The organism is Nocardia sp. NPDC056064 (genome assembly GCF_042266925.1).
In the GTDB taxonomy this organism is placed as follows: Bacteria; Actinomycetota; Actinomycetes; order Mycobacteriales; family Mycobacteriaceae; genus Nocardia.
The window spans coordinates 1,250,394-1,266,224 of the sequence record NZ_JBHJWO010000001.1; the positions used below are offsets into that span (position 1 = coordinate 1,250,394).

General features: G+C 69.1%; 14 protein-coding genes. 3 read left to right on the forward strand and 11 right to left on the reverse strand.

Going from position 1 to position 15,831, the window contains the following annotated elements:
• Positions 1 to 40: 40 nt before the first annotated feature.
• Together ACFC06_RS05745 and ACFC06_RS05750 are read left to right on the forward strand one after the other, a co-directional pair.
• Positions 41 to 571: a hypothetical protein gene (locus tag ACFC06_RS05745; protein ID WP_375928249.1), complete on the forward strand. Its 531-nt coding sequence runs from the start codon at positions 41 to 43 to the stop codon at positions 569 to 571.
• A gap of 116 nt (positions 572 to 687) precedes the next feature.
• Positions 688 to 2,016 (forward strand): acyltransferase family protein, encoded by a 1,329-nt coding sequence (locus tag ACFC06_RS05750; protein ID WP_375928251.1) that lies wholly within the window; start codon positions 688 to 690, stop codon positions 2,014 to 2,016.
• On the opposite strand, the gene ACFC06_RS05755 is transcribed toward ACFC06_RS05750, so the two are convergent.
• The gene (locus ACFC06_RS05755; RefSeq protein ID WP_278266070.1) at positions 1,979 to 2,812 is read right to left on the reverse strand and encodes a tRNA (adenine-N1)-methyltransferase; all 834 of its coding nucleotides are present in this window, start codon (positions 2,810 to 2,812) and stop codon (positions 1,979 to 1,981) included. The genes ACFC06_RS05750 and ACFC06_RS05755 overlap by 38 nt on opposite strands.
• A 133-nt stretch (positions 2,813 to 2,945) precedes the next feature.
• Between ACFC06_RS05755 and ACFC06_RS05760 the strand changes: the two genes are divergently transcribed.
• Positions 2,946 to 3,851 (forward strand): RecB family exonuclease, encoded by a 906-nt coding sequence (locus tag ACFC06_RS05760; RefSeq protein WP_375928253.1) that lies wholly within the window; start codon positions 2,946 to 2,948, stop codon positions 3,849 to 3,851.
• Positions 3,852 to 3,861: 10 nt separating this feature from the next.
• On the opposite strand, the gene ACFC06_RS05765 is transcribed toward ACFC06_RS05760, so the two are convergent.
• The 10 genes from ACFC06_RS05765 to ACFC06_RS05810 form a co-directional block, all read right to left on the reverse strand.
• The gene (locus ACFC06_RS05765; RefSeq protein WP_375928255.1) at positions 3,862 to 4,989 is read right to left on the reverse strand and encodes a YeiH family protein; all 1,128 of its coding nucleotides are present in this window, start codon (positions 4,987 to 4,989) and stop codon (positions 3,862 to 3,864) included.
• Positions 4,989 to 5,123, reverse strand: coding sequence for a hypothetical protein (locus tag ACFC06_RS05770; RefSeq protein WP_278266074.1), 135 nt, complete (start codon positions 5,121 to 5,123; stop codon positions 4,989 to 4,991). The genes ACFC06_RS05765 and ACFC06_RS05770 overlap by 1 nt, the downstream gene beginning before the upstream one ends.
• Positions 5,124 to 5,275: 152 nt before the next feature.
• Positions 5,276 to 8,062: a (Fe-S)-binding protein gene (locus ACFC06_RS05775; protein WP_375928256.1), complete on the reverse strand. Its 2,787-nt coding sequence runs from the start codon at positions 8,060 to 8,062 to the stop codon at positions 5,276 to 5,278.
• Positions 8,063 to 8,379: 317 nt separating this feature from the next.
• Entirely contained in the window at positions 8,380 to 9,231 is an 852-nt protein-coding gene (hisG, locus tag ACFC06_RS05780; protein ID WP_375928258.1) for an ATP phosphoribosyltransferase, read from the reverse strand.
• 55 nt (positions 9,232 to 9,286) lie between these two features.
• The gene (locus ACFC06_RS05785) at positions 9,287 to 9,568 is read right to left on the reverse strand and encodes a phosphoribosyl-ATP diphosphatase (protein ID WP_336088298.1); all 282 of its coding nucleotides are present in this window, start codon (positions 9,566 to 9,568) and stop codon (positions 9,287 to 9,289) included.
• A gap of 61 nt (positions 9,569 to 9,629) precedes the next feature.
• Positions 9,630 to 11,450, reverse strand: coding sequence for a choline/carnitine O-acyltransferase (locus tag ACFC06_RS05790; RefSeq protein ID WP_375928261.1), 1,821 nt, complete (start codon positions 11,448 to 11,450; stop codon positions 9,630 to 9,632).
• A gap of 9 nt (positions 11,451 to 11,459) precedes the next feature.
• Positions 11,460 to 12,275: a class I SAM-dependent methyltransferase gene (locus ACFC06_RS05795; RefSeq protein WP_375928263.1), complete on the reverse strand. Its 816-nt coding sequence runs from the start codon at positions 12,273 to 12,275 to the stop codon at positions 11,460 to 11,462.
• A 12-nt stretch (positions 12,276 to 12,287) separates the two neighbouring features.
• A complete protein-coding gene (locus ACFC06_RS05800; protein WP_375928265.1) occupies positions 12,288 to 13,151 on the reverse strand; it encodes an arpA protein in 864 nt (287 codons plus the stop codon).
• Between the two features lie 119 nt (positions 13,152 to 13,270).
• Positions 13,271 to 13,942 carry an HAD family hydrolase gene (locus tag ACFC06_RS05805; RefSeq protein WP_375928266.1) on the reverse strand — a complete coding sequence of 224 codons (672 nt, stop codon included), beginning with the start codon at positions 13,940 to 13,942 and terminating at the stop codon, positions 13,271 to 13,273.
• Between the two features lie 77 nt (positions 13,943 to 14,019).
• Complete coding sequence (locus tag ACFC06_RS05810; protein WP_375928268.1) at positions 14,020 to 15,810, reverse strand: serine/threonine-protein kinase; 1,791 nt, start codon at positions 15,808 to 15,810, stop codon at positions 14,020 to 14,022.
• Between the last annotated feature and the right edge of the window lie 21 nt (positions 15,811 to 15,831).

Consider the following 15,831-nt stretch of genomic DNA (forward strand, 5'->3'; position numbering starts at 1 on the left):
CGGCGAACGCACTCGCCAACGAGCCGAAAGGTTGCTGAGCATGCTCCTTCCTACCCGCACAGTCCGTGTCACCGTCGCTGCCGCTGCCGCGGCACTCGCCGTGACCGTCGGGCTGACCGGTTGCGGCGACTCCGATGATTCCTCGACGAAGGCCACCAGCAGCAGTACCAGTATCGCGGCCGCTCCGTCCAGCAATTCGGCAACTCCGGCTCCGTCCGGCCAGAACGCGGGCACCCCCAGCGCCGAAACGCTGAAGGAGACGCTGGTGAAGTTCGGCGACCCGGCGGTGTCCACCGAGGACAAGTCGAAGCTCATCGTCAACGGTGAGGCGCGCAAGTCCAACATCGATCAGATGAACGGCATGCTCGCCGGCTACACCCTCACCTTCGATGTCGCCAACGTCGTGACCAGCGGAAACACCGCGACCGCCGATGTCACCATCACGTCCCCGCACGGTACCGCCCCGGCCTTCCCGGTCACCTGGGAGCAGGTCGACGGCACCTGGAAGATCTCCGACAACAGCGGCTGCCTGCTGCTCGGCTTCGCCCAGGCCCCCTGCGCGCCCGCCTGAGCCCGTGTGACGCACCCCGGGCCCGCTGTGACGGACCCGGGGTTTTTCACGCCCGAACGGCCGTCTGAGTAGTTCTGCGCTGTACCGGTGACACGCGTTCTGCGATCGTTCCGGCCATGAACGTGTTTCCCGGTGTCGCGATTGTCGCGGCGCACACGCCGGCCGATCGGGACCGGTTCCTGGATCTGGTGCGGTTGTCCTCGCTGCTGGTGGTCGTCGCCGGGCACTGCCTGATGCTGACGGTGGTGCTGTCGGGCGATCGGGTGGAGTTCGGCAACGTGCTCGCCGATCTGCCCGCTCTGCAGGCGCTGACCTGGGTGTTGCAGGTGCTGCCGCTGTTCTTCTTCGCGGGCGTGGCCGCGGGTGCGCGCGGCATCGCGGCGGGAACCTCGTGGGGCGGGTGGCTGTTCCGGCGCACGCAGCGGCTGGTGCGTCCGCTGGGGTATTTCCTGGTGGCCTCGGCCGTGCTGGTGACGGTGGCGCAGCGGCTGCTGCCGGCCGGCTGGCAGCGTCCACTGGCGGTGACCAGCGTCCAGCTGCTCTGGTTTCTCGGCGTCTATCTGGTGGTGCTGGCCTGCACTCCGGCGCTGGCGGCGCTCGTCACGACCGGTCGCCGGATGTTTGCCACCGTCGGCACGCTGGCGCTGCCGGCCGCGGTGATCGATGTGGTGCGGTTCACCGGCGGCCCGGCCGAGCTCGGTTATGTGAACTTCCTCGTCTGGCTGATCCCCGCGGTGCTCGGCATCGGGTATCTGCGCGGAGTGCTCGCCCGGCGCACCGCCGCGGCGCTCGCGGGGGCTGTGTTCGTCGCCGATGTGCTGCTGGTGGCGCTGGGGCCGTACGAACTGAGCCTGGTCACCGTGCCGGGGCAGCGGCTGTCGAATCTGGCGCCGCCGTCACTGCTGTTGGCCGGGCACGCGGTGGTGCTGTGCTGTGCGGCGGTCGCCGCGGCGCCGTGGCTGCGGGGCCTGGCCGCGCGCCCGCGGGTGTGGTGGGTGACGGTGATCGGCAATACCGGCGCCATGACGCTGTACCTGTGGCACATGCCGGTGCTGCTCACCGTCCTGGTGCTCGGCCATCTCGCCGGGTGGCACCGCACCCACCCCGATCAGCCGGGCTTCTGGCTGCTCTCCGCGGCCCAGCTCGCGCTGACCGCCCTGGGCACCGCCGTGCTGTTCCTCGCCCTGCGCGGTCTGGAGAACACCCCGCTGCGCTGGTGGGACGACGCGGTACGACCGGTGCGCGGCGGCTGGTCGGCGGCGACGGTACTCGCGGTGATCGCGGCGGGCTGCGCGCTGCTGCAGGCCACCCGTTTCGGGATCACCGCCGAGGGCGCGCGCTGGCTGGCCTGCGCGGCGCTGGGCCTACTGGTCGCGCGCGTGCTCACCCGCGCGCGACCGGCCGGACTCAGCCCTTCGACGGACGCCGCTGCGGCTTCGGCGTGACCGTGCCCTCGGCCAGCCTGCGCGCACTCACCAGGAACGCCGTGTGCCCCTGCATGCGGTGTTCCGGACGCACGGCCAGACCCACCACATGCCAGCCGCGCACCATCGACTCCCACGAGCGCGGCTCGGTCCAGCACTCCTGCTCGCGCAGCGCCTCGACGACCTTGGACAGCTGGGTGACGGTGGCCACGTAGACGATCAGCACACCACCGGGCACCAGCGCCTTGGACACCGCGGGCAGCGCGTCCCACGGCGCCAGCATGTCCAGCACCACCCGGTCGACCTGCGGGCCTTCGTACTGGGCGACGTCGGCGACGGTCAGCGACCAGTTGTCCGGGCGCCCGCCGAAGAAGGTCTCCACATTGCGCACGGCGTGCTCGGCGTGGTCGTCGCGGATCTCGTAGGAGATCACCTCGCCCTCGGGACCGACCGCGCGCAGCAGCGAGCAGGTCAGCGCGCCCGACCCGGCGCCGGCCTCGAGCACCCGGGCACCGGGGAACACATCGCCCTCGTGCACGATCTGGGCGGCGTCCTTGGGGTAGATCACGGCCGCGCCGCGCGGCATCGACAGCACGTAGTCGACGAGCAGCGGGCGCAGGGCCAGATAGGGGGTGCCGTTGGTGGACTTCACGACGGTGCCCTCGTCGGTGCCGATGAGGTCGTCGTGCTTGATGCCACCCCGGTGGGTATGGAATTCCTTACCCTCCTCCAGCAGCACCGTGTAGAGGCGCCCCTTGGCATCGGTCAGCTGCACGCGGTCCCCGATGGTGAACGGACCGGTTCGTCTGGCCGTCATGGATCTCCATTTCTCTCGGAAGGAAACCTTCAGCCTGCCAGGCTGCGTCATCACCGCACCGCACGGGGTGACCGCGACCGGGTGGGTCGTGATCGCACGCTCGGTGTCGGTGGGTGCCGATACCCTGCGGGGTATGTCAGCACCGGTGCCTGTTTCCCTCGCCGACGACCCCGCCGATGCCCCGGCGCGGCGGTCGCGCCCGGCGCTGTCGCCTTCGCGGGCAAGCGATTTCAAGCAGTGCCCGTTGAAGTACCGGCTGCGGGCGATCGACCGGATCCCGGAGCCGCCGTCACGGGCCGCGGTGCGCGGCACGGTCGTGCACGCGGTGCTCGAGGATCTGTTCGGATTACCGGCCGAGCAGCGGCATCCGGAGCAGGCGGCCGCGCTGGTCCCGGCCGCGTGGGAGCGGGTGCGGGCCGGGCGTGAGGGTCTCGACGACCTGGTCGCCGAGGGCGGGCCGGAGGCGCTGTTCGCGGAGGTGCGGCGGCTCGTCGAAGGCTATTACGAGCTCGAGGATCCGCGGCGGTTCGAGCCGGAGTCGCTCGAGGAGCGGGTCGAGGTGGATCTCGACGGTGATGTGCCGCTGCGCGGTTTCGTCGACCGCATCGATGTGGCGCCGTCGGGTCTGCTGCGGGTGGTCGACTACAAGACCGGCCGCTCCCCCGGTCCGCTGCACGAGGCCCGCGCGCTGTTCCAGCTCAAGTTCTACGCCCTGGTGATCCTGCGGACCCGGGGCATCGTGCCCGCCCAGCTGCGCCTGATCTACCTGGCCGACAAGATCCTGCTCACCTACGCGCCCGACCGCGAGGAACTCGACCGTTTCGAGCGCATTCTCACCGCGCTGTGGCAGGCGATCCTCGAGGCGGGCCGCACCGGCGACTTCCCGGCCCAGCGCAACGCGCTGTGCAAGTTCTGCGATTTCAAGCCGCTGTGCCCGGAGTACGGCGGGACGCCGCCGCCGTATCCCGGCTGGCCCCGGCACAATCCGGAACCCGTCGCCCTCGGCGTGCCGGAGGTCCGGCCCGCCGAGGACACCTGAGCCGACCCGGTCAGACGGTGAAGTCGTGGAACAGCAGCACCGAAAGGCCCAGGCCCACCACCAGATTCACCACCGCCGCCGAGCCGAACACCACGATCGGCCGCCAGCCCGCCTCGCGCAGGCCGCGCACCGAGAACTCCAGGCCGATGGAGACGAAGGCCAGGATCAGGAACCAGGTGCGCAGGTCGTTGACCACGGCGATGTGCGCCGCGCCGGTGGCCTTGTCGACCGATTGCAGGTAGAGCGTGCCGATGACCGAGGCGGCCAGGAAGCCGAGCACGAATTTCGGGAACCGGGCCCAGAATTCGCCGAGGCGCGGGCGCGCCGCACCCGGGGTGCGTTCCACCCGGAAGGCGAACCAGGCGGTCAGCGCGATGGCGACGACGCCGATGAGCGCGTTCTGGGTGGTCTTGACGATGGTCGCGATCTTGAGCGAGTCCTCACCGGTCAGCGCGCCCGCCGCCGCGACGGCCGCGGTGGTGTCGATATTGCCGCCGATCCAGGCGCCCGCGACCGCGTCGGAGAGCCCCAGCACGTCGGCCAGCCAGGGCAGCAGGAAGATCGAGGGCAGGGCGAAGATGATCACCAGCGAGGCCGCGTAGGCGATCTGCTCACGCCGGGCCTGCACCGCGCCCGCGGCCGCGATGGCCGCGCTCACGCCGCAGATCGACACCGCCGAGGACAGCAGCGCCCGCAGTTTGTCGTCGAGGCCGAGCAGGCCGCCGAACCACCAGGTGAAACCGAACACCAGGGTGATCAGGGCCAGTGCCTGGACGATCGCCGGGGCGGCCGCGGTGACCAGGATCTTCAGGTTGATCGACGCACCGAGCAGCACCACACCGGTCTTGATGAAGAACTCGGTGCGGAAGCCCGCCGAGAGACGTTCGCGCAGGCCCAGTTTGGTGAGGATCACATTGCCGGCCAGGCCGATCGCGATCGCGTACACCGGGTATTCGACCGTCTTGGCGACCCGCTGGAAGGGGGTGTCCACCGCCCACTGCGGGACCTGGGTGTCGAACAGCCTGGTCAGCGCGCCGAGCGCGAGCACGACCAGCAGGCCGGTCACGACATCGGCGGTGGTCGGTCGCGGGTTCGCCTGCAGCGCGGCGGTTTCGGAAGTGGTCTTCGGCTCGCTCATCACGGCACCAGCCAGTCCGGGATCGCCCCTGTCAGGACGAGCGCGAGCAGGGCCAGCCCGACGACGGTCGCCAGCCAGTCCTCGTTCCAGGTGAATGTGCTGCCCGGCCGCGGCTCGGGTTGTGTCTGGGACACGGTGACTCCTTGCTGTTCCTCATCGAGAAACGCAAGGTAGCAACGGGTTTCTCCCAGCACACGGATTGCGTTCACCCTGAACGGATCTCCCCCACCACCACCGACCCCGAGCCCGGCCACCACCCTCCCCGATAGCCGAGCCCGTATCCACGTCAGCCGTTACCGGAAGTAGCCTCCACCCCACCCGGCACCCGCACCCCAGGCCGCTTGAATCCGGACTTCATGGCCAGGCCCTTGGCCGCGACCGTCGGCTTGGTTTCCGACGGGGCCGAAGCCGCAGCATCCGAGGCCGGGGCGTCCGTAGCCGGGGCTTCGTCGGCCGCAGCGGCACCCGCAGCCGGGGCCTTGGCACCGGGGGCCTTCGCCCCACCCTTCATGCCCAGACCCTTGACCTTCATGCCCAGACCCTTGACCGGGGAAGCCGTGGTCTCGGCGGCCGGAGCAGCATCCTCGGCGGCAGCCGCGGGGGCCTTCGCACCCGGAGCCTTCGCGCCACCCTTCATGCCCAGGCCCTTGGCCGGAGCAGCCTCGGCCGGAGCGGCTTCGGCAGCAGGCGCCCTCGCACCCGGCGCCTTGGCAGCACCCTTCATACCCAGACCACCACCAGGCGCCTTCGCGGCGCCCTTCATGCCGAGGCCACCACCGGGAGCCTTGGCGGCACCCTTCATACCCAAACCACCACCGGTCGGAGCGGCCTTCGGCGCAGCCTCCGCCACCTCGGCGACCGGCTCGGGTTCGGGCTCCGGTTCGGGTTCGGGTTCGGCCTTCGGCTCCTGGATGACCACCAGATTCGCCGACAACTCCGCCGCATCCACCCGCGTGATCGAGTCCAGCATCAACTGCGCGACATCGACGACCTCGACACCCTCGCCTTGGCCCTGCTCCTGACGCGCGGTCACACCATCGGTCAACATCACCCGGCAGAACGGGCAACCCGTCGCGATCTTCGTCGGATTCGTCGACAACGCTTCATCGACACGATCGACATTGATCCGCTTACCGAGCTGTTCTTCCATCCACATCCGCGCGCCACCGGCACCACAACACATCGACCGCTCACCATGACGCGGCATCTCCACCAACGTCGAGCCCGACGCCTCCATCAACTCACGCGGGGCGTTGTAGATCTTGTTGTGCCGACCCAGATAGCACGGATCGTGATAGGTGATGTTCTGCGACACCGACGCCACCGGCACCAGTTTCTTCTGCCGCACCAACCGGTTGAGCAACTGCGTGTGATGCACCACCTCATAGGTGCCACCGACCTGCGGATACTCGTTGTTCAACGCGTTGAAGCAATGCGCACACGTGACAACGATCTTCTTCTTGGACTGCTCGACACCCTCGAACACCGAGTTGATGACCTCGATGTTCTGCATCGCCAACTGCTGGAACAAGAACTCGTTACCCGCACGACGCGCCGAGTCACCGGTGCAGGTCTCCTCCGCACCCAACACCATGAACTTCGTGCCCGCCGTCGCCAGCAACTCCGCCACGGCCTTGGTGGTCTTCTTCGCCCGGTCTTCGTAGGCGCCGGCGCAACCGACCCAGAACAGGTACTCGTAACCGTCGAAACTGTCGGCGTCCTTACCGAAGACCGGGATGTCGAAATCGACTTCCTTGATCCAGTTCAGGCGGTCCTTGGAGTTCTGACCCCACGGGTTGCCCTTGTTCTCCAGGTTCTTGAACAACCCGGCCAGCTCGGAGGGGAACTCCGACTCGATCAACACCTGATAGCGGCGCATATCGATGATGTGATCGACATGCTCGATATCGACCGGGCACTGCTCCACACACGCACCACAACTCGTGCACGACCACAAGACCTCGGGGTCGATGACACCGTTGACGTCCTCGCCACCGATCAACGGACGCTCCGCCTCGGCCCGCGCCGCCTCGGAGATCTTGGCCGCGTCACCACCGGCGAGCAGATACGGCGCCTTCGCGTAGGTGTGGTCCCGCAGCGACATGATCAACAGCTTGGGCGACAACGGTTTTCCGGTGTTCCAGGCGGGGCACTGCGACTGGCACCGCCCGCACTCGGTGCAGGTGGTGAAATCCAGCAGGCCCTTCCAGGTGAAGTCCTCCACCCTGCCGACGCCGAAGATGTCCGCGTCGGGATCGGCGGTCTCCATGTCGAGAACCTTGCCGCCGGAGATCATCGGCTTGGCCGCGCCGAGCGCGACTCCCCCGTCGGCCTCACGCTTGAAGTAGATGTTGAAGAACGCCGAAAGCCGGTGCCAGGCAACACCCCACGTCAGGTGGCGGCCGATGAAATAGAGGAACGCGGCTCCGGCCAGCATCTTGACGAAGGCGAAGACCGAGACCAGCAGTGGACTCGCGGGCAGCAACCGGGCCACCTGCAGGGTGAGGAAGTCGGTCGCGAGATGCCCGCCGCCGTAGGTCGCGATCTTGCCCGCTTTCACCAGCACATCGCCGAAACCGTGGACGAGCACGATGGTTTCGATGAGATAGGCGGCCAGGAAGTTCGACCCGCCGAACCGGGACAGCCGCTCGGGCCTGCGCGGGTGATTGCGCTGCCGGATGACGATCAGCGTCACGATACCCACGATCGTGCCGATGCTGAGCAGTTCCTCGAGCAGGTGATATCCGGCGGTGTGCCCGATCACCGGCCACCCGAACGACGGATCGAAGGTCTGCCCGTAGGACTCGAAGTAGAACACCATCCCGAGCAGGAATCCGACCATCACCAGCCAGTGCGCCCAGCCCACACTCCGGAACTTGTTCATCCGCGTGTGCGCGGCGACCTCGACCACCACGGTCCGCACCCGCGGCACGATCGGCCGCCAGCGCGTCCCGTCCGGCTGACCGGCCCGCAACACCCGCAGCATCCGGCCCAGCCCGACCGCCAGCGTCGCCCAGCAGAACACCGTGATGACGGCCCCGATGACCCCCAACACGATCGTCGCAGTACTCATGCCTCCCCCGCTCCCCACTACAGCATCACAGCTTGTTACCGGTGAGTAACTTAGCTTCTCCGGCCAACGTAGCACCGATTCGGGGCAAACGAAACCCCCACTCCCCGTAGCTGTCCGGGAGTGGGGGTCAGGGGTGGGCCGCTACTGCAGGCGGCGTTCTTCTTCCTCTTCCAGGCGGCGGCGTTCTTCCTCGCGCTCGACCTGTTCCTTCTCGATCTTCTCTTCGTGTTCGTTCTTGTTCGACATATCCGCTCCAATCACCGATTGTCCGGACCTCTCCGTTCAGCGTACTCGGGGAGGTCCGGACGACGGCGTGCTCAGAAGGCGCGGCAGGAGCGGATGTCGGTGGCCAGGATCGCCTTGGCGCCCAGGTCGGCGAGGCGGTCCATGAGCTCGTTGCCCTGCTTGCGCGGGACCAGGGCGCGCACGGCGATCCACTCGGGGTCGGCCAGCGGGGAGATGGTGGGCGACTCCAGGCCCGGGGTGATGGCGACGGCCTCGTCGAGCAGCGACTTGGGGCAGTCGTAGTCCAGCATCAGGTACTGCTGGGCGAACACCACACCCTGGATGCGGGCGATGAGCTGATTGCGGGCGCGGTCGTCCTGCGGGGAACCGGTGCGCTCGATCAGCACACCCTCGGAATCGCACAGCGACTCGCCGAAGGCGACCAGGTTGTGCTGACGCAGGGTCCGGCCGGAACCCACCACGTCGGCGATGGCGTCGGCCACACCGAGCTGGATGGAGATCTCGACCGCGCCGTCGAGGCGGATCACCTCGGCCTCGATGCCGAAGCGGGCCAGGTCGGCGCGCACCAGGTTCGGGTAGGAGGTGGCGATGCGCTTGCCCGCGAGGTCCTCGACCTTCCACTGCTCGCCGGCGGGAGCGGCGTAGCGGAAGGTGGAGCGGCCGAAGCCGAGGGAGAGACGTTCGCTGACCGGCGAGCCGGAATCCAGCGCCAGGTCACGACCGGTGATGCCGAGGTCGAGCTCACCGGAGCCGACGTAGATGGCGATGTCCTTGGGCCGCAGGAAGAAGAATTCGACCTGGTTGGCCGGGTCCAGCACGGTCAGATCGCGGGAATCGGTCCGCTTGCGGTAGCCGGCCTCGGTGAGGATGGAGGTGGCGGATTCCGACAGCGAGCCCTTGTTGGGAACGGCGACGCGCAACATGGGGGTGGTCCTTTCGGGGAGAAGTGGAGGAGGTGTCGACCGGACGGATCAGCCGTCACAGATGTCGGTACACGTCCTCGAGCTTCAGCCCGCGACCCACCATCATCACCTGGAGCCAGTACAGCAACTGGGAGATCTCCTCGGCGAGGGCTTCGTCGCTCTCGTGCTCGGCGGCCAGCCAGATCTCCCCGGCTTCCTCGAGCACCTTCTTACCCTGGAAATGAACCCCGGCGTCCAGCGCGGCCACGGTGCCCGACCCTTCGGGACGGGTCTGGGCACGCTCGGTCAGCTCGGCGAACAGGGATTCGAAGTTCTTCACGGTGGTCGATTGTTTCACACCGTGCACAGCGGTTTTCCCGCGCACCGTCACCGCGGGGGTGACGGTGCGCGGGAACCGGTCAGGACTCGCTCGCCAGCAGTTCGCGCAGGTCTGCCACCGATGCGCGCAGGTGGTCGGCGAAGGCGTACATCTCGCCGGACACCGACTTGGGGGTGGCCAGGTAGATGTTCCAGCGGTCGGGCAGCAGCACGTAGGCGATGCCGATGCACTTGGGGCTGGTTGAGCCGAAACCGAAGTAGCGGATGTACTGCGAGGGCGCCGAGCTGGTGCTCAGGTAGTCGTCGCGCATGATCGTCCAGCCGGGGCTGTCGAACAGGGCGATGTGCTCGTCGGCGACGCCGAGTTCGGCGCCGCGGCGGCGCTGGATCCACTGCAGCTCCCACAGGTGCTGCTCGGGAGCCTGTCCGGCCTGGCATTCCTTGGCTCGGCCGACGTGCGCGCCCGCGGCGGTGCGGGCGGCGGCGAGCTTGGTCTCGCGGTCCACCGAGTCGTCGGACATGGCGTCGACGAAGGCCACCATCTCCGGGGTCACCACGCGCATGGCCTCGGTGCGGCCGTTGCGGAACTGGCGGGTGGCGATGGACTCGTAGGTGGCGCCGGTCAGGCCCTTGCTGCGCCGGTGGGCGAGCTGATAGGCCAGCTGGGCGAAGGCATCGGGTGAGATGCCCAGCTTCTTGGCGTCGGCGGTGCCGAAGTCGTCGAAGGACACCAGCGAGGTGGCGGTGTCGGCGGCGAAACGGGCGAAGTCGGCCCCGGCGGCGGCGATATCGGCGCGCGCGGCGGAGTCGAGGACGAACTCGACCGGCTCCACCGGCGGCAGTCCCTGGGCCCGCGCGCCGCTGGTGTCGGCATGGTCCTGGGCGGTGCGCTCGAGCAGCGCGTCGACGAAGGACAGCACGGTGGTGCCGTCGAGGCCGCAGTGCTCGATATTGATGCCGGCCTGCCCGTCGGCGAAGACGATGAACGACACCGACTTGTCGAAGTAGCGGTTGGCGCTGTCACCGTGCAGCAGCTGATCGCAGGCGTGCAGTTCGTCGCGCGGGGCGAAGTCCTCGAGGCACACCGCGAACAGGGCGGTCTCGATGGTGTCGAAGGCGGCGACATTGGCGGGCTCGGTGCGCAGGGCGGCGCGGCTGCGCGCCCACTCGGCGCGGGCCTTGGTGGTGAGATGGCCGACGGCGGTGTCGGTGGCGGCGGGCTTGGTGCCGCCCTTGATCACCGCGCGCAGTCCGTCGACGAGATCGGCGAACGCGTACGGCGCGCCGTCGGGCCCGACCACGTCCATCCGGAAGATGTTGCCGCGGTAGAAGACCGCGATGTGCCGGGCGTCGGAGGGGCCGGGCTGTTCGTCGCTGTAGGGCTTGCGTACGGTGTCCTGTTGCTCGCCCGGGATCCGGGTCTCGGAGAACAGGTACTCGTTCTGCCACATCGACAGCTGCTGCCCGCGCTGGGTCACCGGCGGCACCCGCTCGGCGTCCAGGGCCAGCTTGTAGTCCACGGCCGCGCCGATGAGCGCGGCGGCCTGCTCGGCCTGGCTCGCGACCGTCGAGGCGGCCAGCGGGGTGTCGTCGCGGAACAGGAACACGAAGTTGGCGTTGAGCGCGATCCGGTCGCGACGGCCCAGGTACCGCGAGGGCCAGAACTCGTCGAGCCAGCTGCCCACCCCGGGGGTGGCGTCGTAGTCGGCCAGTGCGGCGTGCAGGGTGCGCCCGGCCCCGCCGGGGCGCAGCAGCTCGGCTACCGCGCCCTCGGTGGTGGCGTACTCCTCGGCGCTCAGCAGCGGCCGACACCACTGCAGGAACCGCGCGCCACTGTCTTCCAGTGTGGGCAGCGGAACCCGGGGCAGGGTGTCTTCGGCGGCGAACGTGGGTTGGTTCAATCCAGGTCCTCAGGTCTCGATGGGATGCGGGCGGGACAGGAACAGGTTGGCGTAGAGCCAGCCCTCGGCTTCGTGATCGGTGGTGTCGATTCCCTTGGCCGCCAACGCATCCAGCACCTGTTCGCGTTCCTGTGCCGAGGCGAACCGACGCTGCTGGAACATACCCGGACGCTGCTCGCTGCGATAGCCGAGCGCGGCCAGTTCCTCGGCGATGGGACCGAAATCGAACATCCGTAACACGAAGTGCGCCATCCACGGTCGCTTGCGCGGATCGGCTTGGACGACCCTGGACAGGGTCTTCTCGGTGATGTAGCCGACGCATCCGGTGGAGATCACCAGATCGGCGGAGGCGAGCACACGTCGCTGTGCCTCGGTGGGCTCGGTGGCCTCGAGGTCGGCGTGCACGTAGTCGTGCAGGAATCCGGCGGCGTGGGCGTAGGTCAGCGCCGGGCGTGCGGCGTCCATCCCGACGAAGCGTACGTCGGGCATCAGGTCGGTGCGCAACCGCTCCCGGTCCGCGGCGATCAGGCCGATCCGGTCGGTGTCGGCGTGGTCGCGATAGTGGCCGGCCAGTTCGTCGACCGTCGTATCGGTCCGCAGCAGGGCCGCGTTCACCCCGTAGGAGCACCCGAGATCGAGCACGGTCGGAATCCGGTCGGGCCGGGCCGCCCGCAACTGCCGCAACTGGTCCTGGAAGTGCGGCTTGGCCAGTTCCGGAATCCGGTAGTCGAGCTCGTTCATCCGCGCGAAGTACGCCCGCGGATCAGGACTTTCGTAGATGTCGTCGAAGGATGCTTTGCCATTGGTGTCCAACGGGACGGACATGGGCGGTTCCTCTCAGTCGAGCAGTCGGTCACCTCGGACGGCGTCGGCCGCGGCGGCCACGTGGTCGGGCAGAACACGGCCGAACAGCTGCCTGGTGCGTTCGACAGTGCCGATCACCCCGGGCCGGTCCGTGTAGGCGAAGATCGCCGAATGTCGTTGTCCCGTACCGGCCACCTCGGTGACGCGGTGCAGGGAGAAGCGGCCCTTGAACAGCTGCAGGTCGCCGGGGCGCAGTTCGAGCGCGCGGATGAACCGCTCGCCGGTGCCGGTGAGCACGGCCCGCACATCGTCGAGATTCTCCGCGTGCGGGTCGCGGATGTTGGGGCAGTATTCGAAGACGCCACCGGATTCGGGGCGCCGGGTGAGCATGCTGACGGTGAATTCGTTGGTGTCGAAATGCCAGGGGTGCGACATTCCGGGCTCGACCACGTTCAGGCACAGACCCGCCAGCGGATCGGCGAATTCGTGCAGGTCGTCGAGTTCGAAGCAGTCGGCGACGAAACGCTGGAAGACCGGGTCGGTGTAGAGGCGCTGGATCAGCGCGTCGGCGGGGATGTGGTCGCGGGCGACGAAGGCGTTGCCGCGGTCGAGCACGATGCGCGCCGGATGATCGGCGGGCAGGTCGGCGTCGAGCGGGATGTTGTAGGCGTTGACCCGTTCGACCTTGAAGTGGGCGTGCGGTGCGATCCGCTCGCCCTCGGCCTGGAGCGTCGCCAGCAGCTCCGGCCGGAGGAATTCGCGCAGCACCGTGCAGCCGTCCTCGGCCAGTTCGGCACGCGCGGCGGCGACGGCCGCCTGCCTGCCCGGACCACCGAGATCGGTGAGCGGATACCGTGCGATATCGACGATTTCGTCAAGCCCCCGCGTGCCTGTCATGCATTCAGTGTGCGGTAACTTCCCGGCTCGCGCCGCCGGTTTCGCCAAATCCGGCCTATTCCGGGCAGCTCACAATATTGCGAATTGTGCTGTGCGACAACATTTTTAGAACGTGATCTTCATACCCGCGCGGCGAGTGCGGCACCCAGATCGGCGACCGACAAACCCACCAGAGTTTCCCGGAACACCCGCCCGGGAAGCTCGGGAACAGCGATTTCGCAGGGAATCACGATCAGGCCACAGCCGGCGCCCTGGGCCGCCAGCGCACCGGTCGGCGAGTCCTCGATCGCGACGCAGTCGGCCGGGTCGACACCGAGCAGTTCGGCGGCACGGCGGTAGATCGCCGGGTCGGGCTTGCCGTGTTCGACCTCGTCACCGCAGACCGACAGGTCGAAGAAATCGCGGCCGAGGGTGTCGAGGCCGTACTCGGTGAGCGAGCGTTTGGTGTTGGTCACCAGGGCGCAGCGCAGGCCCGCCGCGCGCACCATCGCCAGCGCGTCCTTGGCGCCGGGCCGCCACGGGATGGGGCCGAGCATCAGTTCGGTGACCCGTCGTTCCAGGAAGTCCCCCGCCGCGGCGAGTACCGCGGGGGTGATCGCGACGCCGATGCCGTCGAACAGGATGCGCAGCGCGTTCGGGCCGGAGGCGCCGATCAGCGCGTGGCGCACGGTGTCGGTCAGCTCGGTGCCGTGCTCGCGGGCGAGTTCGCGCACCGCGATGTCCCACAGCTTCTCCGAGTCGAGCAGCGTGCCGTCCATGTCCCACAGCACCGCGGCCGGTCGCGCGCTCACTTCGGTGGTCCCGCCTCGTTCTCGTCGCCGGTGGCCGTCGGCGATCGCCGGGCCGGGTCCAGGGTAGCCGGTGCGGATCAGACGCCGGACCCGGTGATCTGCAGGTGACCCGCGTCGCCGGTGACCTGGATCCACCGGTTCTCCGAGGTCACCGTGCCGTTGGCGAGGTGGTAGGTCAGCGAGACGACCGCCTTGTTCTGGCCGCTGGGAGTGATCGAACCGACACTGACCGAGCGCACCGTCGACCAGAACGAGGAGTAGTCGCCGTAGCCGCCGGTCTGGGCCTGGTAGGCCGGTGCCAGCTGGGCCCAGGCGCCGCCGATATTGCCCGGCAGCATGCCGTAGTAGCCGGCGATGAACTGGCCGATCCGCTCCGGGGTCGGCGGGCCGAACGGAGTCGTGGTGATGGTGGTGCTCGACGGGCGCGAGGAGGTGGAGCCGGGCGCGCCCGAGGTGGACGGCGCGCTGCTCGAGGCTCCCGGTGTGCTCGACGCGCCCGGGGCGGTGGTGGCCGGGACCGTGATCGTCTCCTGTTCGGGGACGATGACCACGGTGTCGACCCGGCCGTCGACCATGGTCGTCACGGTGATCGGCGAGGGCGGGTTCTGGGCCTGCGTGCCCTGGTCACCGCCGCGGTCGCGGGTGACCACCAGGACAACGAGCATGACGGTGAAGGCGGCGACCGCCGCGGCCAGCAGCAGGACCGCGCGATTGTTGTTCGCCGAGTCGGTGCGGGCGGGCGGTGCCGGGAAGGCGGGTGGGCGGCCGGACCCGGTGGCGAGCGGAGAGGCGGGTGCGGCGGCGCCGGGGGCGGCGTCCTGTGGGCGCAGCAGTCCGGGATCGCCCGCGGCGGCCTGCCCGATCGGGCTCTGCACCGCGGCGACCCGGCCGCTGATGGCCGAGCGGGCCGACTTGGCCAGGGCCAGGCCGCTGCCGAGCAGTCCGGCCCTGGCCGCCCCGGCGCTCGCGCCGGGGCGCGGCAGCAGGGTGGTGGCCGCCTCGCCGACCGGGAGCACCTTCGTCGCCGGGGCACCGGGCAGCACCGGAACCCGGCCCGCCGCCACGTCTTCGAGCGCGGTGCGGGCCTGCGCCATGCTCGGACGGTCCTCGGCGGACGCGGTGAGCAGCCACATCAGCACCGGGCCCAGCGGACCGGCCTGCTTCGGTTCCGGGACCACCCCGCGCGCGACCGCGTGCAGCACGGCCAGGGGGTTGTCGCCCTCGCCGAACGGCGGCGCGCCCTCGACGGCGGCGTAGAGCGTGGAGCCCAGGGCGAACACGTCGGCGGCGGCCTTGGGATTGTCGCCGCGGGCGATCTCGGGGGCCAGGTAGGCGGGGGTGCCGGCGAGGAAGCCGGTGGCGGTGACGGTGACGTCACCGGTGGCGTGCGAGATGCCGAAGTCGGTGATCTTGACGGTGCCGTTGTCCCCGACGAGCAGGTTGGCCGGTTTCACGTCACGGTGCATGATCCCGGCGTCGTGGGCGGCCGAGAGCGCCGCGGCGGCCTGGGCACCGATGCCTGCGACCTCGATGGGCGGCAGGGTCGCGCCCCCGGCCAGCTTCACCGCGAGGCTGGGCGCGTTCATGTACTCCATCACCAGCCACGGCTGGCCGTCCTCTTCGGCGACGTCGAAGACGGTGATGGCGTTGGGGTGGTGCAGGCGCGCGGCGATACGGCCCTCGCGCATGGCGCGCAGCTTGGCCTCCAGCGCCTGCGAGCCGGTCAGGCCCGGGGCCAGCAGGAGCTGTTTCACCGCGACGGTGCGGCGCAGCCGGACATCGGTGGCACGCCACACCACACCCATCGCACCGGTGCCGATCGGGTCGGTGAGTCGATAGCGTCCCGCGATCAACCGATCCGATGTCATGTGCGCCCCTCCATGCGATTT

Coding starts and splice junctions, on each gene's coding strand:
- ACFC06_RS05745 (WP_375928249.1), top strand. CDS start 41: ATGCTCCTTCCTACCCGCACAGTCCGTGTCACCGTCGCTGCCGCTGCC.
- ACFC06_RS05750 (WP_375928251.1), top strand. CDS start 688: ATGAACGTGTTTCCCGGTGTCGCGATTGTCGCGGCGCACACGCCGGCC.
- ACFC06_RS05755 (WP_278266070.1), bottom strand. CDS start 2,812: ATGACGGCCAGACGAACCGGTCCGTTCACCATCGGGGACCGCGTGCAG.
- ACFC06_RS05760 (WP_375928253.1), top strand. CDS start 2,946: ATGTCAGCACCGGTGCCTGTTTCCCTCGCCGACGACCCCGCCGATGCC.
- ACFC06_RS05765 (WP_375928255.1), bottom strand. CDS start 4,989: ATGAGCGAGCCGAAGACCACTTCCGAAACCGCCGCGCTGCAGGCGAAC.
- ACFC06_RS05775 (WP_375928256.1), bottom strand. CDS start 8,062: ATGAGTACTGCGACGATCGTGTTGGGGGTCATCGGGGCCGTCATCACG.
- hisG (WP_375928258.1), bottom strand. CDS start 9,231: ATGTTGCGCGTCGCCGTTCCCAACAAGGGCTCGCTGTCGGAATCCGCC.
- ACFC06_RS05795 (WP_375928263.1), bottom strand. CDS start 12,275: ATGTCCGTCCCGTTGGACACCAATGGCAAAGCATCCTTCGACGACATC.
- ACFC06_RS05800 (WP_375928265.1), bottom strand. CDS start 13,151: ATGACAGGCACGCGGGGGCTTGACGAAATCGTCGATATCGCACGGTAT.
- ACFC06_RS05810 (WP_375928268.1), bottom strand. CDS start 15,810: ATGACATCGGATCGGTTGATCGCGGGACGCTATCGACTCACCGACCCG.